The sequence below is a fragment of the Listeria sp. MAN/IMW/UF555 genome (genome assembly GCF_058684075.1).
Genome location: NZ_JBZWZS010000003.1, coordinates 259,075 through 282,145 on the forward strand (window position 1 = coordinate 259,075; position 23,071 = coordinate 282,145).

General features: G+C 37.6%; 27 protein-coding genes. 26 read left to right on the top strand and 1 reads right to left on the bottom strand.

The features are described 5' to 3' along the window. Positions 1-22: 22 nt before the first annotated feature. The 26 genes from mnmG (at position 23) to AC4PG8_RS11165 (ending at position 21,449) form a co-directional block, all read left to right on the top strand. Complete coding sequence (gene mnmG, locus AC4PG8_RS11040) at positions 23-1,912, top strand: tRNA uridine-5-carboxymethylaminomethyl(34) synthesis enzyme MnmG (protein ID WP_033533759.1); 1,890 nt, start codon at positions 23-25, stop codon at positions 1,910-1,912. A gap of 158 nt (positions 1,913-2,070) precedes the next feature. Continuing rightward, on the top strand, positions 2,071-2,454 hold the full coding sequence (locus AC4PG8_RS11045) for a DUF1310 domain-containing protein (protein ID WP_492170365.1): 384 nt from the start codon (positions 2,071-2,073) through the stop codon (positions 2,452-2,454). After that, the gene (locus AC4PG8_RS11050; protein WP_185482422.1) at positions 2,451-2,828 is read left to right on the top strand and encodes a DUF1310 family protein; all 378 of its coding nucleotides are present in this window, start codon (positions 2,451-2,453) and stop codon (positions 2,826-2,828) included. The genes AC4PG8_RS11045 and AC4PG8_RS11050 overlap by 4 nt, the downstream gene beginning before the upstream one ends. Positions 2,829-2,955: 127 nt before the next feature. Beyond that, positions 2,956-3,348: a DUF1310 domain-containing protein gene (locus tag AC4PG8_RS11055; RefSeq protein ID WP_010991461.1), complete on the top strand. Its 393-nt coding sequence runs from the start codon at positions 2,956-2,958 to the stop codon at positions 3,346-3,348. Positions 3,349-3,459: 111 nt separating this feature from the next. Beyond that, positions 3,460-3,852 (top strand): DUF1310 domain-containing protein, encoded by a 393-nt coding sequence (locus AC4PG8_RS11060; protein ID WP_045553767.1) that lies wholly within the window; start codon positions 3,460-3,462, stop codon positions 3,850-3,852. Next, positions 3,849-5,132, top strand: a complete 1,284-nt coding sequence (locus AC4PG8_RS11065; RefSeq protein ID WP_492170366.1) for an Mbeg1-like protein — start codon at positions 3,849-3,851, stop codon at positions 5,130-5,132. Before AC4PG8_RS11060 ends, AC4PG8_RS11065 begins: the two co-directional genes overlap by 4 nt. Continuing rightward, a complete protein-coding gene (locus tag AC4PG8_RS11070; protein WP_492170367.1) occupies positions 5,125-5,490 on the top strand; it encodes a hypothetical protein in 366 nt (121 codons plus the stop codon). Before AC4PG8_RS11065 ends, AC4PG8_RS11070 begins: the two co-directional genes overlap by 8 nt. Position 5,491: 1 nt before the next feature. Further along, positions 5,492-5,758 (top strand): hypothetical protein, encoded by a 267-nt coding sequence (locus AC4PG8_RS11075; RefSeq protein WP_003764445.1) that lies wholly within the window; start codon positions 5,492-5,494, stop codon positions 5,756-5,758. 162 nt (positions 5,759-5,920) lie between these two features. Next, positions 5,921-6,637, top strand: coding sequence for a 16S rRNA (guanine(527)-N(7))-methyltransferase RsmG (gene rsmG, locus AC4PG8_RS11080; RefSeq protein WP_003772767.1), 717 nt, complete (start codon positions 5,921-5,923; stop codon positions 6,635-6,637). 201 nt (positions 6,638-6,838) lie between these two features. Further along, entirely contained in the window at positions 6,839-7,534 is a 696-nt protein-coding gene (locus AC4PG8_RS11085) for an N-acetylmannosamine-6-phosphate 2-epimerase (RefSeq protein WP_160464642.1), read from the top strand. A 19-nt stretch (positions 7,535-7,553) separates the two neighbouring features. Continuing rightward, positions 7,554-8,555, top strand: coding sequence for a Gfo/Idh/MocA family protein (locus AC4PG8_RS11090; protein WP_003768738.1), 1,002 nt, complete (start codon positions 7,554-7,556; stop codon positions 8,553-8,555). Positions 8,556-8,588: 33 nt separating this feature from the next. Next, the gene (locus AC4PG8_RS11095; RefSeq protein WP_010991455.1) at positions 8,589-9,995 is read left to right on the top strand and encodes a PTS mannitol transporter subunit IIBC; all 1,407 of its coding nucleotides are present in this window, start codon (positions 8,589-8,591) and stop codon (positions 9,993-9,995) included. Between the two features lie 62 nt (positions 9,996-10,057). Continuing rightward, positions 10,058-10,714: an HAD family hydrolase gene (locus AC4PG8_RS11100; RefSeq protein WP_185513062.1), complete on the top strand. Its 657-nt coding sequence runs from the start codon at positions 10,058-10,060 to the stop codon at positions 10,712-10,714. Between the two features lie 12 nt (positions 10,715-10,726). Further along, positions 10,727-11,173 carry a PTS sugar transporter subunit IIA gene (locus AC4PG8_RS11105; RefSeq protein WP_003764438.1) on the top strand — a complete coding sequence of 149 codons (447 nt, stop codon included), beginning with the start codon at positions 10,727-10,729 and terminating at the stop codon, positions 11,171-11,173. 24 nt (positions 11,174-11,197) lie between these two features. Then, positions 11,198-12,103 (top strand): ROK family protein, encoded by a 906-nt coding sequence (locus AC4PG8_RS11110; RefSeq protein WP_492170368.1) that lies wholly within the window; start codon positions 11,198-11,200, stop codon positions 12,101-12,103. Beyond that, the gene (locus AC4PG8_RS11115; RefSeq protein WP_003772775.1) at positions 12,087-12,893 is read left to right on the top strand and encodes a MurR/RpiR family transcriptional regulator; all 807 of its coding nucleotides are present in this window, start codon (positions 12,087-12,089) and stop codon (positions 12,891-12,893) included. Before AC4PG8_RS11110 ends, AC4PG8_RS11115 begins: the two co-directional genes overlap by 17 nt. 180 nt (positions 12,894-13,073) lie before the next feature. Continuing rightward, complete coding sequence (gene noc, locus AC4PG8_RS11120; RefSeq protein ID WP_492170369.1) at positions 13,074-13,937, top strand: nucleoid occlusion protein; 864 nt, start codon at positions 13,074-13,076, stop codon at positions 13,935-13,937. 2 nt (positions 13,938-13,939) lie between these two features. Then, complete coding sequence (locus AC4PG8_RS11125; protein WP_492170370.1) at positions 13,940-14,239, top strand: hypothetical protein; 300 nt, start codon at positions 13,940-13,942, stop codon at positions 14,237-14,239. A 165-nt stretch (positions 14,240-14,404) separates the two neighbouring features. Beyond that, positions 14,405-15,163 carry a helix-turn-helix domain-containing protein gene (locus AC4PG8_RS11130; RefSeq protein WP_077957546.1) on the top strand — a complete coding sequence of 253 codons (759 nt, stop codon included), beginning with the start codon at positions 14,405-14,407 and terminating at the stop codon, positions 15,161-15,163. Positions 15,164-15,387: 224 nt separating this feature from the next. Then, positions 15,388-16,149 carry a ParA family protein gene (locus AC4PG8_RS11135; protein ID WP_003722150.1) on the top strand — a complete coding sequence of 254 codons (762 nt, stop codon included), beginning with the start codon at positions 15,388-15,390 and terminating at the stop codon, positions 16,147-16,149. Next, positions 16,142-16,993, top strand: a complete 852-nt coding sequence (locus AC4PG8_RS11140; protein WP_160464639.1) for a ParB/RepB/Spo0J family partition protein — start codon at positions 16,142-16,144, stop codon at positions 16,991-16,993. The genes AC4PG8_RS11135 and AC4PG8_RS11140 overlap by 8 nt, the downstream gene beginning before the upstream one ends. Before the next feature lie 6 nt (positions 16,994-16,999). Then, positions 17,000-17,203: a DUF951 domain-containing protein gene (locus AC4PG8_RS11145; protein WP_077904843.1), complete on the top strand. Its 204-nt coding sequence runs from the start codon at positions 17,000-17,002 to the stop codon at positions 17,201-17,203. A gap of 148 nt (positions 17,204-17,351) precedes the next feature. Next, positions 17,352-18,818: a catalase gene (locus AC4PG8_RS11150; RefSeq protein ID WP_492170371.1), complete on the top strand. Its 1,467-nt coding sequence runs from the start codon at positions 17,352-17,354 to the stop codon at positions 18,816-18,818. A gap of 148 nt (positions 18,819-18,966) precedes the next feature. Beyond that, complete coding sequence (gene ychF / locus AC4PG8_RS11155) at positions 18,967-20,067, top strand: redox-regulated ATPase YchF (protein WP_003722138.1); 1,101 nt, start codon at positions 18,967-18,969, stop codon at positions 20,065-20,067. 174 nt (positions 20,068-20,241) lie between these two features. After that, positions 20,242-20,721: an SMI1/KNR4 family protein gene (locus AC4PG8_RS11160; RefSeq protein ID WP_010991448.1), complete on the top strand. Its 480-nt coding sequence runs from the start codon at positions 20,242-20,244 to the stop codon at positions 20,719-20,721. Between the two features lie 218 nt (positions 20,722-20,939). Continuing rightward, the gene (locus tag AC4PG8_RS11165) at positions 20,940-21,449 is read left to right on the top strand and encodes a hypothetical protein (protein ID WP_045553774.1); all 510 of its coding nucleotides are present in this window, start codon (positions 20,940-20,942) and stop codon (positions 21,447-21,449) included. 131 nt (positions 21,450-21,580) lie between these two features. Here the strand turns inward: AC4PG8_RS11165 and AC4PG8_RS11170 are convergent, their stop codons facing one another. Further along, positions 21,581-22,771 (bottom strand): multidrug effflux MFS transporter, encoded by a 1,191-nt coding sequence (locus AC4PG8_RS11170; protein ID WP_185625577.1) that lies wholly within the window; start codon positions 22,769-22,771, stop codon positions 21,581-21,583. Between the last annotated feature and the right edge of the window lie 300 nt (positions 22,772-23,071).

A 23,071-nucleotide genomic window follows, 5' to 3' on the forward strand; every position in this document is an offset into this window, starting at 1 on the left:
TTTTAGGAGATGTTTTTATAAAATGCAAACCTATGATGCAGGAACTTTTGACGTCATCGTTGTTGGTGCAGGCCATGCGGGAGTAGAAGCAGGTCTTGCCAGTGGTCGAATGGGCGCCAAAACGCTGATGTTAACGATAAATTTAGATATGGTCGCTTTTATGCCATGTAATCCTTCTGTTGGAGGCCCAGCAAAAGGAGTAGTTGTGCGCGAAATTGATGCACTTGGCGGAGAAATGGGCCGTAATACAGACAAAACTTACATTCAAATGCGGATGCTAAATACAGGTAAAGGTCCCGCTGTTCGCGCATTACGTGCCCAAGCAGACAAATGGGATTACCAACACGAAATGAAACACACGATTGAAAAAGAAGAAAATATCACTTTGCGCCAAGGTCTTGTTGACCGTTTAGTGATTGAAGATGGCGTGTGTAAAGGCGTTATTACAAACAGTGGCGCAATTTACTACGCGAAAACAGTCGTTATTACTACCGGAACTTTCTCGCGTGGCGAAATTATTGTCGGTGAACTGCGCTATTCAAGCGGTCCAAACAACCAACAACCATCTGTGAAACTTTCAGAGCACTTGGAAGAACTAGGTTTTGAACTGCGCCGCTTTAAAACAGGAACACCACCGCGTGTAAAATCAAGTACGATTGACTATTCAAAAACAGAAGAACAACCGGGTGACGATCATCCGCGCGCATTTAGTTTTGATACAGTAGAAATGATGCTAGAACAATTACCGTGTTGGTTAACTTATACAAACGAAACAACTCACGAAATAATCCAAGCAAATTTACACCGTTCACCAATGTTTACAGCAACGAAAAAAGGCACTGGCGCAAGATATTGCCCATCCATTGAAGATAAAATTGTTCGTTTCAGCGACAAACCAAGACACCAAATCTTCCTTGAACCAGAAGGCAAAAACACCGAAGAAGTATATGTCCAAGGTCTTTCCACCAGTTTGCCAGAAGAAGTGCAACGCGAAATGCTAAGAACTATTCCGGGACTTGAAAATGTAGAAATGATGCGTGTTGGCTACGCTATCGAATATGACGCAGTAATGCCAGACCAACTGTGGCCATCACTTGAAACTAAATTAGTTGAAGGACTTTTCACAGCCGGCCAAATTAATGGTACAAGTGGTTACGAAGAAGCAGCCGGACAAGGCTTAATGGCAGGAATCAACGCAGCACGCAAAGTCTTTGAAAAAGAACCAGTTATCCTCGGTCGCGATCAAGCTTATATCGGCGTTTTAATTGACGATTTAGTAACAAAAGGAACCGAAGAACCATATCGTTTACTTACATCTCGCGCCGAATACCGTTTACTATTACGTCATGATAATGCAGATTTACGTTTAACAGAAATCGGTCACGAAATCGGCTTAATTAGCGACGAACGTTATGAACGCTTTTTAGCAAAACAAAGAGCGATTGAAGCAGAAAAAGAAAGACTACAAAAAACACGCATTAAACCAACTGCTGAAGTTCAAGCAATGTTAAAAGAAATCGGCTCAGGTGAACTAAAAGACGGAATTCTAGCAGCAGATTTACTTCGTCGCCCAGAAATAACTTACGACAAAATCGCCCAAATTGTTTCACGTGAAACATTTGTGACCGACGAAATCGCTGAACAAGTAGAAATTCAAATTAAATACGAAGGCTACATCCAAAAATCAAACCTTCAAGTAGAAAAAATGAAACGCATGGAAGACAAAAAAATCCCAGAAAACATCGATTATGATGCAATCAGCGGCCTCGCAACAGAAGCCCTAGAAAAATTAAAGAAAATCGAACCCCTTTCCATCGCCCAAGCTAGCCGTATCAGCGGGGTAAACCCAGCCGATATATCTATATTGCTAGTTTACATCGAGCAAGGGAAGATAGCGAAAATAAGTAAATAAGAACACGGATTACTATAATAACTGAAACCACATGTTCACGGAAACTTCAAACTTACCGTTTAAGTTGAAAGTTTCCGTTGAATAATGTGGTTTTTTCTTGTTTTTAATTAAGGTAGAATGGGATTGCATAGAAGAAGGCATACTGCAGAGGTGAATGTGTGAAAAAGAGAGGGATAATACTATTTGGAATTGCAATAATGATTATTTTTGGTTTAGGGGTAAAATTTTATATGGATGAAGAGAAATTAAATAAAGAAATGTTGAAAGTAGTCTATAGTGATGAAGCAAAACAAGTATTCGAAAAAAGATTAACAAATCTGGATGCAAAAGCATTTACTAAAGAAGGTATAATTCAATCGTACAAAATTGATGAGGGAAGTATAAAGTACAATCCAATGGGCGGGATAGAAGTTAGATTAATTATTAATAATAATTCTGAGTTGTATGCATCTTACACTATGAGTAGGAATAACGGTGTATTAGGCGGTGGAGGCGCAATTATATCTAAAGAACTTGCAAGACAAACAGAGGTGAAAGATTGAAAAAGAAATGGATAATAATACTAGGGATTGTAATAATAGTTATTTTTGGTCTAGGGGTAAAATTCTATATGGATGAGGAGAAATTAAATAAAGAAATGAGGAAGGTTGTTTATAGTGAAGAATCGAAACAAGTATTTGAAGTTAGGTTGAAAGCTGTGGATGCAAAGGCTTTTACAGAAAAAGGCATAATTCAATCGTATAAAATAGATCAGAAAAGTATAAAGAAAAATCCAATGGGAGGAATCAATGTCACATTAATTATAAACGGAAATTCTGAATTATATATAAAATATACTATGAACAATTTTAATGGAGAACTGAGCGGTGGAGCTTCAGTTACATCGGGAAATCTTGATAAACTTCTTATGGACTAGAAGAGAGCTAATGAATTACGCCAATACTAATCATAGATGTTAAAAAGACTGAAAAAAGAAGGCGGAAATTTCTAACATATAATAAAATTAACCCACAGATAAAAAGTCATACAACAGAGGTGAAGAGTTGAAAAAGAGATGGGTAATAGTACTAGGAATTACAGTGATAACCATTTTTGGTTTAGGGGTAAAATTCTATATGGATGAAGAGAAATTAAACGAAGAAATGAGAAAGCTGGTTTATAGTGATGAAGCGAAACAAGTATTCAATGATGATATAAAACTTATTGATACGAAAGCTTTCACAAAAGAAGGGATAATTCAGTCATATGAAGTTGAGGAGGAAAGTATAGAGCCTAATCCAATGGGTGGAATAATAGTTACATTAGTTATTAATAAGGATCCTGCTTTGAAATTAACATACACACTGAAGAAAAATAATAAAGAATTAAAGAGCGGTGGAGCAAGCATATCTAAGGAGCTTACAAAAAAATTGGGACTTTTGAACGGATATAAATGAGTTTTTATAGAGCTAAGAGACGATTAAAAGACTGAAAAAAAAGAAAGTGAAAATTTCTAACATGTGATAAAATAGACCTACAAATAAAAAGCATACAGCAGAGGTGAAGAGTTGAAAAAAAGATGGATAATAGCACTAGCAATTACAGTAATAACCATTTTTGGTTTAGGGGTGAAATTCTATATGGACGAAGAGAAATTAAATAAAGAAATGATGAATGTAGTTTATAGTGATGAAGCGAAACAAGTATTTGAAAAAAGGCTGACAAACTTGGATGCAAAAGCATTCACAGAAGAAGGAAAAATACAGTCTTATGAAATCGATAAGAACAGTATCGAGCGTAATCCTATGGGAGGGATAAATGTTACATTAATTATAAATAAGGATTCAAAACTAGATATAACATATACCCTGGATAATTTTGATGGCAAGCTAAATGGAGGTGGAGCGAGTTTGTCTGAAAATCTTTCCAAATTATTGGGGAGATGGAGGGAAAATAAATGAATCAAGTCATTACAGATGAAGACAGAGTCAGACTGGCAAAAAAAGAGTATGATCCATTGAAGATTAAGAAAGAAGTGATTATCTCTGTCTCTGATGAAAAAGAAAAAACCATAGGAATCGTATCCCAAAAAATCAACAACAAACCAACCGGAGAACAATCCTACATCATCACAGACAAATACACGCCACCCACAGCCTCCATCAGCGAAAGAAACAAAGTAAAAGAACTAACAATCCTTTACAAAGGTTCTACCGCACCTGCTAATGGAAACTTTAATGTTCCAAAACATCCAGATTATAAAGATGTGAGGAAGGACTGGTTAAGTAATGATATTCCAACCGCAATCCAAATCACAAATGGCGGAGGATCCACAGTAACACCCCAACTAAAAACCTCCGCAGAAACCTTAAAACAAACAATGAAACTCTACCCAAACGCCCAAATCTACGTATACGGCCATTCTCTAGGATCCATGAACGCCCAGTACGCTATCGCAGACTTAGATAAAAAAGACATCAAACGCATCAGCGGCGGTTTCTTCTACCAAGGCCCGAATATCTACTCCAACCTAACGCCAAAACAACAAGATACAGTAAAAGCAATAAACGCTTTAGATAGATTATTTAATTTTATTGATAGGAAGGATTATGTGGCAATTGGTTATGGTATTGGAGACCCGACAATTGGTCATTTAATAGAGGTTGAGTCGAAAAAAGCTGGTTTGGTTGAGCAGCATATGTGGGGCGGTTATCAGTTTGACAAAGAAGGAAACATTCTAACAAATAAAGAAGGAAGCCTTCAACTTGCCAAATACGCAACAGCTCAACAATTAGCAGCTATCAATATCATGCGAACCAGTTTTACAAAAAGCGGTGGTGGCCTATCCTCATCCGAAGAAATATTCTTGGATGCAGCGGAAGCACTAGCAATTACGCAAGGGATGAAACAAACGATTCAAGGCGAAATTAGAGCTTTAAAAGATGTTTTTGATAAAGAAATCGAGAATGCTGAAAAGTTGTGGCGGGATACGCTTTCAGATGCAAGGGATATCGGCTCCAATCTATATGAGTCAGAAATACTCGCCGCACTTGCTTGGGGCGGGGCGACTGAGCCGAAAATTGTGATAGACACAGTGCAAGATTGCGAAAAATCCTTAGTCGAAGCAACCAAGATAGAGCAAGAATATGATAAATTACTAGAACAAATCAACGAAGCGATAAAAAGCCAGCTAAAAACCGACCAAGAATTAGCCAAACAAATAGGGAGCATGTATGGATAAACAAAGACAACTACTGCTAAAACTAGAAAATTTGGACGATGATTTTAATAGAAAAAGACGGCAATTGGACGAAGCGATGGACGATGCATCCCAAGAAAAATGGCGGTTTCACCAAGAACTAGAAAACCTTTCTGAACAAATCAGGTACATCCATCAAAAAAGAGATTACGAAACATCTGAAGACTTGCAAAAAGCCTACCATTTAATCAGTTCTATCCAAGCAGAAGGCGATTGGACAGTAAAAAACACACTAACAAAACTAGAAAATGAACACGAAGAGCATCAAGCACTTTATAAGAAACAAGCGAATTCTTATGAAGAAGAACTACATCAGCTAAAAAAGGATCGTGATCTATAACATGATAGATAAACTAAAAGCAGAATTATTAGAGTCACGCAGAAATCTAGAAAAAAATCTTATTGGGATGTTTGTGGCGAGTCAAACTCATGCAACATCAGAAAATCGCAAACGAATGTTAAAAATGATCAAGCGGGACAAAATAGCCGATATCAAAAGCAATTGTCAGGGTTACATAGATGGACTTTCTACCACAGCAAAAGGAAAATGGGTAAACCAAGCCAAAAAAAGTTTTAAAGAGAATGCTAATAAGTTTGATAATTGTTAAACGTAATACGAGCTTGCTAAATAGCACGAAAATATTTATACTTGAAAATAATGAGCTAAAAATATAGAAAATCAACGGTACAAGCCTGTTTAAAAGTATAAACCAAACCCGTCTATCATCCTAAACACGGCAAAAATCGCGATAATAAAGTGAGGAAAAAACATGAATCCAGAGCAATTCCAAATGGCGCTCGCTGAAAAAGGAATAGAACTAAGCGACGACCAAATGAAACAATTCCATGATTACTTCGAAATGTTAGTAGACTGGAATGAAAAAATGAATTTAACAGCTATTACCGACGAAAAAGAAGTGTATTTAAAGCACTTTTACGATTCTATTTCTGCCGCGTTTTATGTAGACTTTACTAAATTCGATACTATTTGTGATGTCGGGGCTGGCGCTGGTTTTCCAAGTCTCCCAATTAAAATCTGCTTCCCGCATCTAAAAGTAAGCATCGTAGACTCCTTGAAAAAACGCATGACTTTCCTTGACGCGCTAGCAGAAAAATTAGGCCTAACCGATGTGCATTTCTACCATGACCGCGCCGAAACATTTGGCCAAAACAAAGCGCACCGCGAAAAATACGACCTTGTAACCGCACGTGCCGTAGCAAGAATGAGCGTATTATCCGAACTGTGCATGCCACTTGTAAAAAAAGGCGGTTCATTCCTAGTAATGAAAGCAGCCCAAGCCGAACAAGAGCTGCAAACAGCCGAAAAAGCCATCAAACTATTCGGCGGAAAAGTCGAGGAACATTTCGCTTTCGCATTACCAGTAGAAGAAAGCGAACGAAACATCTACGTCATCACTAAAACAAAAGAAACCCCTAATAAATATCCGCGCAAACCCGGAACACCCAACAAATTACCAATCGAATAAACTAACAAAGTCCTTTCAAGCGAAAGGACTTTTTATTTTTAACAGCAACGTCATTTTTTAAAGCTAGTTTCCATAAGCAACCACATCCAAATATGAAAATGATTTTCATTTAATCGATATTGATAAAATCATTTTCTTATGATATAGTCTGTTTGAAAACGCATACTTTACACTGAAACACAGTATAGAGGAGGAGTATCAGTGGGCAATTCTGTTATGGAAAAAATCAAAGGTGGGTTAGTGGTTTCCTGCCAAGCTTTAGAAGACGAACCACTTCATAGTGCATTTATTATGTCGAAAATGGCTCTGGCCGCAGTTCAAGGTGGTGCTGTTGGTATCCGAGCAAATACCGCAAAAGATATTCGGGCAATTCAAAGCGAGGTGGATGTCCCAATTATCGGTATTTACAAAAAAGATTACGATGATTCCGACGTATTTATCACACCAACCTTAAAAGAAGTCAGAGAAATATGTGAAACGGGAGTAGAAATTGTTGCGATGGATGCAACAACGAGAAAAAGACCACATAACGAAGACCTCAAAGACATACTAAGCGCCATTCGAAAAGAGTTTCCAGATACGCTTTTCATGGCAGACACAGGCAGTATTGAAGACGTTTATTACGCTGATTCCCTTGGCTTTGACTTAATTGGCACGACACTTTACGGCTACACCGAGGAAACGGCGAATAAAAATATCAGCGACCACGATTTTTCCCATATGAAAGAAGTATTGAAAAGTACGAAGCGCCCAGTAATTGCAGAAGGGAAAATTGACTCGCCTAGTAAAGCACGACAAGTTCTTACGTTAGGTTGTTATGCCGTCGTTGTTGGCGGTGCAGTAACTCGGCCACAGGAAATAACCACCCGCTTTACAAATGAAATTAAAAAAATCTAAGAAGAAAGAGGTAAGTGACATGACAAAGCAAATCAAAGTTGGCGTAATTGGGGTTGGACAAATGGGGCAGTATCATGCAGAAATTTATCAAAAACTTCCGCAAGTTGAGTTAGTGGCAATTTGTGAGTATAACGATGAAAGACGCGCAGAAATGGCAGAAAAATTTCAGTGTAAAGCATATAAAGACTACCACGAACTCCTAGCAAATACGGAGATTGAAGCTGTGAGCATTGTTTTACCTGATAATATGCACCGTGATTGTGTGGAGGAAGCTGTAAAACACAAAAAACATATTTTACTTGAAAAACCACTTGCAAAAGAACTAGAAGACGGCAAAGCAATGTATGAACTTACAAAAGACTACGATAAAGTATTTACAGTTGGATTTTTACTCAGGTTTGATCCGCGTTTCAATATGATTAAACAGCGCCTCGATAACGGCGAATTAGGCGATATTATTCATCTTTATTGTCGTCGTAACAGCCCAATTACTGGGCCAAAGCGTTACATAGGTGCTTCTGATTTAAGTATGCACGTAATGATTCACGATATTGATTATATTAACTGGTACATGGATAGCGAGCCAGTCAAAGTTATCGCCAAAAGCCGCAGTGTTTTACTTAAAGAATATGGCATGAATGATGTTATTTATGCCATTGTTACGTACGAAAATGGCGCAATTGCTTGTCTTGAAGCTTGCTGGGTGTTGCCAGAAAATTCGCCAACCATCATTGACGACAAACTAGAATTAGTCGGAACGAAAGGTGTGGCATATGTAGACTCTTGTGATCACGGCGTTCGCTTTGTTAGTGAAAAAGGGGTATCTTATCCGGATTCAAGACACTGGTATTACACAAATGGAGAAGTTTCCGGCGATTTAGCTGAGGAGGTAATGGCATTTATTAATAACGTTGCGAATAACACAAAATCAATCATTACACCAAAAGAAGCGTATGATTCCTTACGAGTAGTAGATGCGATTGAACGTTCCATTGCTGAAGGAAAAGAAGTATCACTATAAAATAGCGCCACACATATGATTGGAGGGGGAAATATGTCTATTCGGGTACATGTACAGAAGTTTGGGAGTAAGCTAAGTGGTATGGTCATTCCGAATTTGGGAGCTTTTATGGCTTGGGGGATTTTAACGGCGATTGGGGTCGCAACAGGCTCTGAGATGTTAAAAGGCTTTATCGCACCAATGCTTAATTACTTGTTACCACTGCTTATTGCCTTTGCTGGAGGTCGAGCGGTTCACGGTTACCGAGGAGGAGTTATTGGTACCGTTGCAACAATGGGAGCAATTATTAGTTCGGATATAACCATGTTTATCGGCGCAATGATAATGGGTCCGCTTGCTGCTTGGGTACTTAAAAAATTTGATGAACGTATTGATGGAAAAATTCCAGCTGGCTTTGAACTATTAGTTAATAACTTTTCGATTGGGATTATTGGAGCGGGATTAGCGCTATTTTCTTATGTGGCAATTGCTCCGATGGTTGAAACTGTAACAAAAGTATTAGCAAGTGGCGTGGATGTGTTAATTAACAATCATTTGCTCCCACTAACGGCTTTAATTATTGAGCCAGCTAAAGTCTTATTTTTAAACAATGCGATCGGTCAAGGTATTCTTAGTCCGCTAGCAACCTTGCAACTCGCCGAAACAGGAAAATCGGTGCTTTACTTACTAGAATCAAATCCTGGACCAGGTCTTGGAATTTTACTCGGTTATATGTTCTTTGGAAAAGGAAACTCAAAAGCATCTTCCTACGGGGCAAGTGTTATTCACCTATTTGGTGGTATTCACGAAATTTACTTCCCGTTCGTTTTAATGAATCCAATTCTTATTTTACCGCTAATTCTTGGTGGGATGACAGGAACATTTATTTTAACAATGACAAATGCGGGACTTGTTGGTGTGGCCTCTCCTGGTAGTATTATCACAATCATGATGATGGCAGCACCCGGCGATCATATTAAAATCATTATCGCGGTGTTATGTGCGGCGCTTGTTACATTCATTACCGCCATACCATTTATTAAACGCATGGGGAACAAAGATTCAGAGCTACAAGACGCGGCGAAGAAAATGGAAGGTCTTAAAGGCAAAAAAAGTAGCATTTCCTCTGTTTTCGAAGCTCCAGTAGATGATTTTAATTTTAAAAATGTTAAAAGAATCGCTTATGCTTGTGATGCTGGGCTTGGATCCAGTGCGATGGGCGCGACTGTGCTGCAGAAAAAAATCAAAAACGCTGGCTTAGACGATATTAAAGTGTTCCACATCGCCATCCACGAATTGCCGACCGAATGTGATGTGGTCGTGACGCATAAATCCCTTATCGACCGAGCCAAAGAAAAACAACCAGATGCTTATTATGTGGAAATAACGGATTACCTCGGCGCACCTGAATATCAAGAACTAATAGATAAAATAGTTGCAGACCGAGAACAAAAGAATTAACTTATTTGTAAGCGCTTCTTTTTAGGAGCGCTTTGAATAGTAAAGTGGGTAGGAGGAAAATGATGTTAAAAGCAGTTGTAATGGATTTTGATGGAATTGTTATTGATACAGAAGTAGTTTGGTACGAAATTTTTAAAGATTGGTTTAAAACAAAACAACATTATGATCTTTCTATTGAGGAATTTTTACAGTGCGTCGGATCTAATGTGGACGATTTATTCCGTGAATTAAATGAGACGCAGCAAATGGATATTAATCGCCAAGTATTCGAAGCAGAAACACAAGCAACTTTCATTGAAAATAGTAAAAGCTTACCAGCCAAAGAAGGCGTGGAAAGTTTTATTCGTGAATTAAAAGAGCGCGGCTTAAAGTTAGCGCTTGCGACATCATCGCAGCGACCAAAACCGCTCTATCATTTGGAACGACTAGGCTTGTTAGAATATTTTGATGCGATTATTACGGCGGAGGATGTTACACGAATTAAGCCGGAACCAGATTTATTTTTAGAAGCTTTAAGAGCGCTTAATGTGAAACCCTCGGAGGCGCTTATCGTAGAAGACTCGCGCAATGGTCTTTTGGCGGGGAATAGTGCAGGTGTAAATGTTCTTGTCATCCCAAATGAAGTAACGAAACATAGCGATTTAACACCGAATTATATGGAACGAGAGTCGCTGGCGGATGTAGATTTAACAGAAATAATAGCTAAATATAATAAATAAGGGGGCACGAGCATGTTATTGGACCGAGTAACTTTGGAAGATATTGAGGTAAATTTAAAAGCAAAAGATTGGCGTGAAGCCATCCAAACGTCCGCGAGACTTCTACTAGAGCGAGGTGCCATCAAAGAAAGCTATATCGACGGAATGATTCAAAGTGTAGAAAATAATGGACCATATATAGTGATTGCTAAACATATCGCCCTAGCACATACGCGACCAGAATTTGGCGTCATTCGCGGCGGTTTAACCTTCGCAACACTTGCTGACGGCGTGGATTTTGGGAGTGAAATGTTCGACCCAGTGAAACTAATTATTACGCTCGCGGCAACAGATTCAGAAAGCCATTTAGAAGTATTGTCGGAGCTTGCTGAAGTACTCATGGACGAGGAAAAAGTAGCTCGTTTGATTGCAGCGAACTCAGAGCAGGCATTTTACGAGGAGTTAACAAAAGAAGGATAATAATTTCACTAAAGAGGTGAAGAAATGGAAAATTATCTTTGTGTTGATATTGGCGGAACTAGTATTAAATATGCCAAGTTTAACCAAGCAGGCAAGCGGATAGGTGAGCTTATGTCTTGTGCGACCCCTATAAGCGACGGAGCGAACCAAATCATGCCGGCGCTTATTCAGATTGTCGAACAGGAAAAAACGGGCATAGCGGGCGTCTGTGTTGCTTCAGCGGGTGTTGTAGATCCTCTGAACGGCAATATCATTTACGCTGGCTATACAATTCCCGAATACACAGGAACAGAAATAAAAGCAGAATTAGAGCACCGATTTAACCTTCCGTGCGCAGTAGAAAATGACGTAAACGCGGCCTGTCTTGGCGAGTTTTGGTTAGGCGGAGCACGGGGACGAACGAGCGTGCTCTGTTTGACAATTGGTACTGGTATCGGTGGAGCAATGTTATTAAATGATGAATTAATAAACGGCTACTCTTTTACAGCGTGTGAAGTGGGTTATATGCAGCTTTCGCAAGGGAAATTCCAAGATGTGGCTTCAACAAAAGCATTAATTAAACAAGTTGCCTCGCGAAAAAATATCGAGGAAAATGCGTTAAATGGTCGTCAAATCATGAAATGGGCTTATAGCGGAGATGCGGTTGTGCTGACCGAAATAGAGCAATGGATTGAGAATTTAATCGAAGGTGTAGTAAACTTAATCTATATTTTCAACCCAGAAGTGATTGTGCTTGGTGGGGGATTAATGGAAGAAGAGTCATTCTTCAAACCTCGCCTAAAAAAAGCTATTTCAGCTAAATTAATCTCACCAATGTTCGATACAGCAGATCTTACTTTTGCAAAGCTGGGAAATGAAGCAGGGATGATTGGTGCGCTCTATCATTTCTTAAACCAGAAAGAGGCCAAAAAAGATGACGATTTTAAATGAAATTCAGCAAAATTACAATCGATTACCGAATAAAGAAAAGCAAATCGCGAAATATATTTTAGAAAAAAGTGATGAACTCAAGAATATTAATATTAAAGAGCTAGCTGAAGAAACCGGCACATCCATTTCGACGATAACGAGATTTTGTCGGCACGTGCGTTGTGATAGTTTTGTGGATTTGAAAATGCGGGTTAATACTGCAGCAACTATGGTTCCGTCACTTGGTTATGATGACCTTTTTGAAGAGGTTTATTCGTTTTACCATAAAGTGATTGATAATACGGTGAAGCTGATTGAACCAGCGAAGATTCGTGAAGTGGTGCAGTATATTCAAGAAGCTAAGCGTGTCTATATTTGCGGCGTCGGAAGTTCGGGGCTCACAGCTGTTGAGATGTCACAGCGACTTATTCGGATGGGGTTAAATGTTATTAGTGTCAACGATCCGCATATGATGATTATTACCAGTTCGATCACAACAAAAGAAGATTTCGTTATCGGTATTTCCAATTCAGGTAACACCCCAGAGCTAGTCACCGCGCTAAAAATCGCTAAGAAAAACAAAAGTAAAGTGGCTACATTTACAAGTTTTGAAAATAGTGAAATGACCGAAATCAGCGACGTAACTATCCCGGTTTACAATACTTTATTCGTAAGTAAAAGATATTTTGCTAACAGCCAGTTTTCGATAATGTATGTGATGGACATTATTTCCATGATGCTACTACAAAATGAATCTTACCGAGAAAATATGGAAAAAACTATCAATACGGTAACGGACGAATTTCATTAAGATAAATTAGGAAAATAGATGGAACTGGGGAATTTTAGCAGCTCTGTCTATTTTTTCGCATTTAAACTGTAGAATAAGCGTGTTTTTCTCTGACATTTCTGCTAAAATAGTTTAAGAGACTTGCGGATAAGTAACATATTTAAAGAAGCGCCCAAGATTTTCCGGAAAGGAAGGACCCAGATGCCTTTTTCACGTTTATTTGGAAAAAAAGATAAGAATCAAATGGATGATATAGTAGAAGAAGGAGTACAACGCGTACTAGAACTTCCTATGGATAAAATATTCCCGAACCAATTCCAACCACGGACAGTATTTGATCAAGATAAAATTGATGAGCTTGCTCGCACTATCCGAATTCACGGTGTTATTCAGCCGATAGTGGTTAGAGAAATGGAGCCGGATTATTATGAAATTATTGCAGGAGAGCGCCGTTTTCGTGCTGTACTTTCTTTGAAATTGGAAAAAATCCCAGCAATTATTCAGAATTTAGATGATGAAGAAGTAGCTGCGATAGCGTTAATTGAAAACTTGCAACGTGAGGAATTAACGCCCATTGAAGAAGCAAAAGCATATCGGAGCTTACTAGACATGCAGGACGTGACACAAGAAGCCCTTGCGCAACGTGTCGGGAAAAGCCAGTCTGCCATCGCAAACAAAATGCGTCTTCTAAAACTACCAGAAACTATCCAAGAAGCCGTTCTTAACAAACAAATTTCAGAGCGCCATGCTCGTTCTTTATTAGCTTTAGAAACGGAAGAACAGCAAGTGAGCCTTTTACAAGAAATAGAAGAAAATCACTGGAACGTCAAACAAACCGAAGCAAGAATTCAAGAAATTTTAGGCGTGAAAAAACCAGTAGCTACTAAAAAAAACAAACCAAAACGCCAAGCTATTAGTCGTGACGTACGTATCGCCATGAACACGATTAAACAGTCGGTCACAATGGTTAAAGATAACGGAATGGACCTAGATTTCACCGAAGAAGAGACAGATGATTTTTATCAAATTACCATTCAAATTCCTAAAAAGAAACAAGAGGTGTAGCAGTGAGGTTTTTGAAGATAATTGGACATGCAGTTGGTGTCATTAGTTGTTTGATGGTACTTCCATCTTTCGTAATAGCGATTACAAGTGCTATTTTAAGTTTTAATCCACTATATATTACCTGCTTTTTCACCAGCCCCTATGCCCGAGCAGTAGCCGTAGCAGAAGAGTCTGGTTGGGGAAGTGGATTCAACATTCTATTAATTAATTACGGGGCATACCTCATCGCGTTTGGCTATACTTTCTTTGCGATAGTGAAGATTTACAGTTGGTACCAAATCGCGAAAGAAGCGAAAAAATAGTTACGAACCTTGCTTACTAAAGCAGGGTTTTTCTTTTTAAATTTAAAACAACTCGATTTGAGTGGAATATAAACTTTCTTACGGTTTTACAAAAATTAGAGAAAATAAGTGCAATTTTGAGCAGAAAAAAGTACAATAGAATTAGGTAAAGTTGTAAAGGAGGGAGTGATTCACTCAACTCTGGGTGGAATCACGAAACGAATGGCAAAGATCATTTTTGTGAAAGACGAACAAAATGAGTTCCAAGCGTATGATTTCTTACAAAATTTAATTGTGGAAGAACCACTAATGGCCACTTTAGTATTTCAAGGCCTGTTACAACTAGAAACAGCAGAAACAAGAAAACTCAGCACTGGTAAGCAAATTCTCCCCGATGTCCATTTAATTATCGGTAAAAGTCAAGCTTACTCACTGCAAACAACTCGAGTGGAAACAACTGTAGACCAACCGATTCAAGAAATGAAAGCACATTTTAAAGATAAAAATTGTCGTTTAATTTACTTCACTGCATTTAGTGGAGATGAAACATATTATTGCTTCGTTAAAGGCTATTTTAAAGATAAAAACCCGTTCACTGATCAAATGAGCGCTTACCGCGAAGAAGTCAAACGCGTATTCTTGCGTCGTATCGAAGCAGAAACAAGTATTGGTCACGCAGACTATCAATTCGAAACACTAAAAAATAAAGCTTTAGCAAATGAAGGCATTGCTCATTACTTAGATAGTTTTTCAGCAAGCCTAGGTAAATATATTTTCTCTAAACGAATGGAGAAGAAGTGGTCACAACTAGATTTGGCGCTTAAATCAGATTTATCTCCTGTTATTATTGGTCGTTTAGAAGCAGGGGATCCAGATTTGACTCTTAGAATGTATCAAAAAGTCTGCACGGTTCTAGGTGTTAAGACAACATTCTCTGTAGATTGAAGATAGAAAAGTAATCAGCTTAGGTTGGTTGCTTTTTTTATTTTAAAATGTTTCACGTGAAACATTTCTAGGTTTTAAAAATATCATTTTCACCATTTTTAAGCTTTCAAAATACGAATTTCAATTTATTTTTACTTTTTGTAAGACTAAATGAAAATCTTTTGGTAGAATAGAAGATAAAAGAACCGGAAATCTCGGTACAAAATAAGGGTTGGTGAAAAAGATTGAGCAAAGTGATTGCACTAGCAAACCAAAAAGGTGGGGTTGGTAAAACGACATCATCCGTTAATTTAAGCTCTAGCCTAGCTTTTTTAGGTAAAAAAGTATTACTAGTAGATATTGACCCACAAGGAAATGCGTCAAGTGGTGTTGGTGTAAATAAAGGTGAAATCGAACACTGCATTTATGATGTATTGGTTGATGATGTGGCGATTCAAGATGTGTTGCAAAAAACAGATTTAGATAATCTAAATGTTATCCCAGCTACAATTCAACTTGCAGGGGCTGAAGTAGAGCTAGTTCCAGCTATCTCACGTGAAATTAGATTGAAAAAAGCAATCGACTCAATTCGTGATGATTATGACTATGTAATTATTGATTGTCCGCCATCACTTGGGCTTTTGACTTTAAATGCTTTAACAGCCGCAGATTCTGTTTTGATTCCTGTTCAATGTGAGTATTATGCGTTAGAAGGATTAAGCCAGTTACTAAATACAATAAGAATCGTCCAAAAGCATCTTAATGAAGATTTACAAATTGAAGGTGTTTTACTAACAATGCTTGATGCTAGAACAAATCTAGGTATTCAAGTAATAGAAGAAGTGAAAAAATACTTCCAAAACAAAGTATTTAATACAATCATTCCACGTAATGTTCGTTTAAGTGAAGCACCTAGCCACGGAAAACCGATTTTGTTGTACGATGCAAAATCAAAAGGGGCAGAAGTTTATTTAGAATTAGCAAAGGAAGTGGTTGCACATGGCTAAAGGTCTAGGTAAAGGAATTAATGCGCTATTTAACAATGTCGATACGAATGAAGAAACAGTACAAAATATCGCTATCAAAGAAATTAAGCCAAATCCATATCAACCACGTAAAATTTTTGATACGAAAGCAATCAATGAATTACGTGATTCCATTAAAATCCACGGTGTTTTACAGCCGATTATTTTAAGAAATACAGATAAAGGATATGAAATTGTTGTTGGTGAACGCAGATACCGTGCAGCAAAAGAAGCTAAACTAAAAGAAATCCCAGCAGTTGTACGTGATTTAACCGAAGAAGAAATGATGGAGCTTTCCGTTATTGAAAACTTACAACGTGAAGATTTATCTCCACTTGAAGAAGCTGAATCATATCAGTTCCTTATGAAAAAATTGGGCTTAACGCAAGCCAAATTAGCAGAACGCGTTGGGAAAAGTAGACCATATATCGCTAACTTTGTACGTCTTTTGACATTGCCTGAAGAAGTTCAAGTAATGTTACGCGATGGCTCGTTGTCAGCCGGACATGGCCGGGTGTTGCTAGGTTTGAAACTTAAGAAAAATATTATCCCAACAGCTAAAAAGGCTGCGACTCAAGGTTTAACAGTTCGCCAACTGGAAGATGTTGTGAACAACTTGAACGAAAATGTTTCACGTGAAACAATTAAGCCTGCCAGAGTGCCTGTTTTTATTCGTGAGAGTGAAAGTCAATTACGTGATAAATTTGGTACGGCTGTCTCGATTAAACGTCGTGATAAAAAAGGTAAAATTGAAATTGAATTTTTATCAGATGATGATTTGGATCGTATTTTAGAGATTTTAGATATTCAGTTTGATGATGAATAGGTTGTGATGTTTATGGAAAAAAAGCATTTCGATTTAAATGATATAGTAGAAATGAAAAAGCCTCATCCTTGTGGTACCAATCGATTTAAGATTATTCGTATGGGTATGGATATTCGGATTAAGTGCGAAGGTTGCGGACATAGCGTCATGATTCCTCGACGTGAATTTGAACGAAAAGTAAAGAAAATTTTAGTTAAAGCTGAAGAGTAATAGAGAGCAGACGATTTATACAGTCGTCTGCTCTTTTTTTAAAGCCTTTTAGTTGAAGTTTAGTATTTTCTTCTTTAAAATATAAATAGTATCATTTAATAATTATTATAATTAAAATGATATAGTATTTTATTGGAGGTATTTACATATGACAGAGAGAAAAAATTTAACAACGAACCAAGGTACGCCAGTTGGCGATAACCAAAATTCGATGACTGCGGGACTTAAAGGACCAACTTTATTAGAAGATTATGTTCTAATTGAGAAATTAGCGCATTTTGATAGAGAACGTGTACCGGAGCGAGTTGTGCATGCTCGAGGTGCTGGTGCGCACGGGAAATTTGTCACTAAAAAAAGCATGAAAAAATATACTATCGCTAATTTTTTACAAGAAGAAGGGACAGAAACAGAGGTTTTTGCTCGTTTTTCAACGGTAATTCATGGTCAGCATTCACCAGAAACTTTGCGTGATCCGCGTGGATTCTCTGTTAAGTTTTATACTGAAGAAGGAAATTATGACTTTGTCGGAAATAACTTGCCGGTATTCTTCATTCGTGATGCGATTAAGTTTCCGGATGTTATTCATTCTCTGAAACCTGATCCACGCACGAATATTCAAGATGGTAACCGCTACTGGGATTTCTTTAGCTTGAGTCCTGAAGCTACAACTATGATTATGTATTTATTTAGTGATGAAGGAACTCCGGCTTCTTATCGCGAAATCCGTGGCTCTAGTGTTCATGCGTTTAAATGGATTAATGAAGAGGGGAAAACGGTTTACGTAAAACTGCGCTGGGTACCAAAAGCAGGAATTGTGAACCTTTCCACCGAGCAGGCTACGCAAATTCAAGCAAAAGAATTTAACCATGCGAGCCGTGATTTGTATGAAGCAATTGAAAATGGGGACTACCCTGAATGGGATTTATATGTGCAAGTGCTAGATCCGAAAGACTTAGACAGCTTTGATTTTAACCCATTAGATGCAACAAAAGATTGGTTCGAAGACGTTTTCCCATATGAACATGTAGGGACAATGACACTTAATCGAAATCCGGATAATATTTTTGCGGAGACTGAATCTGTTGGGTTTAATCCTGGGGTACTTGTTCATGGTATGCTTCCTTCTGAGGACCGTTTACTGCAAGGGAGATTGTTCTCTTATTCCGATACTCAAAGACACCGCGTAGGTCCTAACTACTTGCAACTGCCAATTAACAGCCCGAAAGCACCTGTTGCCAACAACCAACGTGATGGCTATATGCCGTTTAAACAACAAACGAGTTCAATTAATTACGAGCCAAACAGCTACGAGACTGAACCAAAAGAAAATCCAGCTTTTATTGAACAAGAACAAGAAATCCGCGGTGATATTTCTGGCCGACTTATTGCTGAAAAACCAAATAACTTTGGTCATGCAAAAGAAGTATGGGACCGCTATTCCGATGCTGAACGTGCGGCGCTTGTGAAAAATATTGTTGATGATTGGTCTGGCGTTCGCGATGATATTAAAATCCGCAATTTGCGAAACTTCTACCAAATAGAACCAGAATTCGCTAATCGAGTGGCTGATGGGACTGGTATTAATCTTCAGGAACATGTAGCAGATTTAAAATGAGTAAGCTTAAAACGAAAATCCTTTTAGGGTTTTCGTTTTTTGGTGGGTGGCTTTTTATTTGAAAAACCTTTATAATATACGTTAGTGAAAAAATGTCTATTTGACGGGCATTTTCAAAATGAAGTTAATGAAAAGGAGTTTATATATAATGGCACTTACAGCTGGTATTGTCGGGCTTCCTAATGTTGGGAAATCGACACTTTTTAATGCAATCACAAAAGCAGGAGCAGAGGCTGCGAATTATCCGTTTGCAACGATTGACCCGAACGTAGGAATTGTTGAAGTTCCTGACCACAGATTAAACAAACTAACGGAACTTGTAAAACCGAAAAAAACCGTTCCAACTACTTTTGAATTTACAGACATAGCTGGAATTGTAAAAGGTGCTAGTAAAGGCGAAGGACTAGGAAACAAATTCTTATCTCATATTCGCCAAGTGGATGCAATTTGTCACGTAACTCGTTGTTTTGATGACGAAAACATCACCCACGTAGAAGGCCGAGTAGACCCTCTGGATGATATTTCTACTATTAACTTAGAACTTATCTTAGCGGATTTAGAAACAGTAGAGAAGCGTATTGGGCGTGTTGAGAAGCTTTCTAAACAAAAAGATAAAGACGCGGTCGCTGAATATAATGTTTTAGTTAAATTACGCGAGGCTTTCGAAAATGACAAGCCAGCTCGTGCAATTGAATTTAACGAAGAAGAAGAAAAAATCGTTCGTAACCTTTTCTTGCTTACAAGAAAGCCTGTTTTATATGTAGCTAACGTAAGTGAAGAAGACGTTTCTAGCCCGGATGATAACAAATATGTCCAACAAGTGCGTGAATTCGCTGCGAGTGAAAATTCCGAAGTTATCGTTGTTTGTGCTCGTGCTGAAGAAGAAATTGCTGAGTTAGAAGATGAAGACAAGCTTGAGTTTTTAGAAGCGCTTGGAATTGAAGAATCCGGTTTAGACCAATTGATTCGTTCTGCGTATACATTACTTGGCTTAGCGACTTACTTCACAGCAGGTGTTCAAGAAGTTCGTGCTTGGACTTTCATCAAAGGAATGAAAGCTCCACAATGTGCCGGAATCATTCATACTGATTTCGAACGTGGATTCATTCGTGCTGAAGTTGTTGCCTATGATGCATTACTTGAATACGGTTCAGAACAAGCAGCAAAAGAAGCTGGTAAAGTACGCTTAGAAGGTAAAGAATACGAAATGAAAGATGGAGACGTAGTTCATTTCCGTTTTAACGTTTAATATGTTTCACGTGAAACAATCTTTTGATGAGCAGATGCGTCAAAAGATTGTTTTTTTATAGAAATAGTGCGATTCTTGTAATATTTTTCGCGAATTCTACAAGCTTTATAAACACCTAGAGTGATATAATAAAAGTATCTTAAAACAATAAAAGTTCGTTTAGGAGTGTATATGATGGCTAGTAGTTTTCTTGAGGAAGTAGATCGGTTAATAACTTTAAGTGGAATAACCTTTCATGCTAGTGGTACTGGAACACCTGAATTAATTAAAATTTACCAAGATGCTTTAGGGAACGAATTTCCAGAGACATATAAGCTTTTTTTAGAAAAATATGGGACGTTAACTTTTAATGGTGTATCTTTTTATGGTATCTCTAAACGAGGCTTGAGTGCGGCATCCATACCTGATGTCAAGTTTGCAACAGAGCAGGCGCGTACATTTGGGGATATAAATAAAGAGATGATTATGATAAAAAATTCAGGATATGGTTCGATTTTTTCGATAGACACTTCAATTATTGGGAGTGAGGGCGAGCCTGTAATAGTTGAAACTAACTTATCATTCAAAGACAATACAGAAAAGAAAGTTGTTGCTAATAGTTTTGGCGAATTTTTACTGGAAGAAATAGAACTATCTTTAACTGATTTGGGGTAAGAGTGTCAATTTACGGATGAAACGCTAGGTTACTTTAGTGATGCCAAAATTAAGAACTAAATGTTTCATGTGAAACAATTACAGTATAAATTTGCTTTGTCAAGAGTTTATTTACTTCTATAGAGCTCCTCGCGATAATTAATTCACAAAATATACAATTTGCCAAGAGCTTAATAATGCTATAATTAACTATAAATTTTTATTATAGGAGTGTTATTTTGATACAATTAATGGTTATAGCATTTTTAATTGTTCTTCTTGTCATTATGCCAAAGAATAACAAAGAGGAAAGAACAGCAGCGCATTTACTAATTGATAGATATGGTATTCAAGTTGCGAAGAAAAATAACCCAGTTCGTCAAATGGCTTTGCTGGAAATAGCATTAGGTATTTCTACATATAGACGTAGCCGTAAGAAGACTTTTGCTTTTATCGGTAGTTTCTTTGTAGTAGCATTTATTTTAGGCTATCTAACGTACTTTTTTGCAATAAACCAAAATTTCCCAGCTACAATCATTGTAGGTATTTTTTTAGTTCTGTTTTTAATTGCCGGAACAATAATAATGTTTGTAATAGCGATTCGCCAAGCATCTTCATTACGTACAGACGCTTGGGCTAAAATCCTAAATACAATCGATCCCCAGTTTCCAATTGAATTCCTTAACGAGAAGAAATGGCAAAAAGCCTTCCTTGCTCAAATGGAAAGCATGGATGGAGAATTAGCTTAATCAAAGAAGTATTAGACTTTTAGGAGTTTAATACTTTTTTTATTCTCCGGGAAATATAAAATATTTTTAAATTGCGATGACATTTAAAATAAAACCGGAACCGCTTCAAGTTAGAAACGGTTCCGGTTTTTTTAGCGAGAATTTCTAGTAGCTATTTTTATACAAAGCAAGGCAATTAGAAGTAATACTAGGCAGAATGCGGGAAATACAAGCATTGACCCCGAATGCAAAATGCCAATGAAGAAAGTACAAATACTGACAATTACATAATAACCTAAGCTTAAAAAGGCACCAGCCGTACCTGCAACTTCTTGAAATTTTACTAGTGCTAGACTTAAACAATTTGGTAAAGCCATGCCGATTCCTGCCAAGATAATAGAGATGAATAGAATATAAAATACAACTTGGCTCGTTAGCGGGAAAATCGCGACCATACTAAGAGCAAGTGTGCCGATAAGGGCTAATAAAATTCCTTCTTTGATGATTTTATGAGGCGAGTTTTGCTTTAGGCGCCAGTTCGATAGCCCAGCACCTAATATAGTTGAAACGGCCACTGCGCAACCCATAAAGCCATATTGACTCTGATTAAAATGAAACCTCTCAATAAAAATAGTGGGAGCTTCAGAGTAGTAACTAAACAATATCCCATTAAAAATTCCAATTAGCACCCCAAAAGCAATTGTATAGCGGTCAAATATCATTTTTTTACCAATTACTACCATTTTCTGCACACTAAAGGAGGTAGCGTTCGCTGTCTTTGTTTCTGGTAATCGTTTTAAGCTCCAGAACAGCAATACCATTCCCATAACTACTAAAAATAAAAATACCACGCGAAAGCCGTAATATTGTCCGATAAACCCACCAATTAATGGCCCAATTGCTGGTGAAAATGCCAAAGCGGCCGAGATTTTTGCAAATAAATGGTGGCGATCATTGCCGTGATAGTTGTCGCGCAAAATCGTCTGTGTTGTAACAGAACCCGTACTTGCCCCAAATGCTTGAACAAATCGGCCAATAAAAAGCATAGTAATATTATTTGAAAGAAGGCAAACGAAGCAACCAAGAATATAGATGAATATCCCATAATTCATTGCTTTGCGTCGTCCTAAATAATCCGAACTAACACCCCAAAAAAACACGCCAACTGCAAAAGCAAGAAAGTAAATGCTTAAAGTCATCTGAGCCAGGTTTAACGATACCCCGTAGCCCTTAGCAATTTCGGTTAAAGAAGGTGTATAAATAGTTTCACTAATTTGTGGAAACCCTACAAGACAAACAAGTAATGCCAAATTGATTTTCTTTGTTTCGATGTTTTTTTCCATAAAAAACTCTCCTGAATAATTTATTTATCTGGGAAAAAAACATCCTTCACAGGGAAATGGTGGGACCATGATTTTTATTCGCTCATAAAAAAGCATACAGTCACCCCTTTCTATTTTAAACGGAGATGGTTCCGTTTTTTCGTTAAAGTTTATTGTAGTATATATGGGAAGAAAGATAAAGGGGTGGTTGATAGTTTGGATAAATATACATAGAAATTACCGGAATTTGAGTATTTATGTTAAAAATTTAAATTAAATACTTATGAAAATGCGCGTAAATCGAAATTTTTGTGACTAATT

What these genes read in the sequence shown, in the direction of transcription:
- mnmG (WP_033533759.1), top strand. Translation starts at nt 23, where the DNA reads ATGCAAACCTATGATGCAGGAACTTTTGACGTCATCGTTGTTGGTGCA.
- AC4PG8_RS11065 (WP_492170366.1), top strand. Translation starts at nt 3,849, where the DNA reads ATGAATCAAGTCATTACAGATGAAGACAGAGTCAGACTGGCAAAAAAA.
- AC4PG8_RS11070 (WP_492170367.1), top strand. Translation starts at nt 5,125, where the DNA reads ATGGATAAACAAAGACAACTACTGCTAAAACTAGAAAATTTGGACGAT.
- AC4PG8_RS11075 (WP_003764445.1), top strand. Translation starts at nt 5,492, where the DNA reads ATGATAGATAAACTAAAAGCAGAATTATTAGAGTCACGCAGAAATCTA.
- rsmG (WP_003772767.1), top strand. Translation starts at nt 5,921, where the DNA reads ATGAATCCAGAGCAATTCCAAATGGCGCTCGCTGAAAAAGGAATAGAA.
- AC4PG8_RS11090 (WP_003768738.1), top strand. Translation starts at nt 7,554, where the DNA reads ATGACAAAGCAAATCAAAGTTGGCGTAATTGGGGTTGGACAAATGGGG.
- AC4PG8_RS11095 (WP_010991455.1), top strand. Translation starts at nt 8,589, where the DNA reads ATGTCTATTCGGGTACATGTACAGAAGTTTGGGAGTAAGCTAAGTGGT.
- AC4PG8_RS11100 (WP_185513062.1), top strand. Translation starts at nt 10,058, where the DNA reads ATGTTAAAAGCAGTTGTAATGGATTTTGATGGAATTGTTATTGATACA.
- AC4PG8_RS11105 (WP_003764438.1), top strand. Translation starts at nt 10,727, where the DNA reads ATGTTATTGGACCGAGTAACTTTGGAAGATATTGAGGTAAATTTAAAA.
- AC4PG8_RS11110 (WP_492170368.1), top strand. Translation starts at nt 11,198, where the DNA reads ATGGAAAATTATCTTTGTGTTGATATTGGCGGAACTAGTATTAAATAT.
- AC4PG8_RS11115 (WP_003772775.1), top strand. Translation starts at nt 12,087, where the DNA reads ATGACGATTTTAAATGAAATTCAGCAAAATTACAATCGATTACCGAAT.
- noc (WP_492170369.1), top strand. Translation starts at nt 13,074, where the DNA reads ATGCCTTTTTCACGTTTATTTGGAAAAAAAGATAAGAATCAAATGGAT.
- AC4PG8_RS11140 (WP_160464639.1), top strand. Translation starts at nt 16,142, where the DNA reads ATGGCTAAAGGTCTAGGTAAAGGAATTAATGCGCTATTTAACAATGTC.
- AC4PG8_RS11145 (WP_077904843.1), top strand. Translation starts at nt 17,000, where the DNA reads ATGTTTATGGAAAAAAAGCATTTCGATTTAAATGATATAGTAGAAATG.
- AC4PG8_RS11150 (WP_492170371.1), top strand. Translation starts at nt 17,352, where the DNA reads ATGACAGAGAGAAAAAATTTAACAACGAACCAAGGTACGCCAGTTGGC.
- ychF (WP_003722138.1), top strand. Translation starts at nt 18,967, where the DNA reads ATGGCACTTACAGCTGGTATTGTCGGGCTTCCTAATGTTGGGAAATCG.
- AC4PG8_RS11160 (WP_010991448.1), top strand. Translation starts at nt 20,242, where the DNA reads ATGGCTAGTAGTTTTCTTGAGGAAGTAGATCGGTTAATAACTTTAAGT.
- AC4PG8_RS11170 (WP_185625577.1), bottom strand. Translation starts at nt 22,771, where the DNA reads ATGGAAAAAAACATCGAAACAAAGAAAATCAATTTGGCATTACTTGTT.